Below are 207 nucleotides of genomic sequence, written 5' to 3' on the forward strand. Positions count from 1 at the left end.
ACTATGTCAATTGGTGGAACCACCTTCGGTTGCACGGTACACTTGGCTACGAGACACCGGTTGGTTACCGTAACCAGAGATTGGCGCAGCGAATCCTTGATAATGAGCTCGGATGTGCTAACGCTAGCGAGGCAGTCTAACTTTAACTGTTAGCTCCTGCCGAAGATCGTCACATCCGAGGAGGCTCATTGTCAAGGACAATCGGAA

Annotated in this window: 1 protein-coding gene; it reads left to right on the forward strand. The window is 50.7% G+C overall.

Features of this window, described 5'->3' with window-relative positions; translation table 11 throughout:
- A partial coding sequence (locus tag AB3I72_RS13850) for an IS3 family transposase (RefSeq protein WP_025481117.1) occupies positions 1-140 on the forward strand: 140 nt, incomplete at its 5' end.
- Positions 141-207: the final 67 nt, after the last annotated feature.

Source organism: Enterococcus sp. GC34 (assembly GCF_040886645.1).
Classification (GTDB): domain Bacteria; phylum Bacillota; class Bacilli; order Lactobacillales; family Enterococcaceae; genus Enterococcus; species Enterococcus faecalis.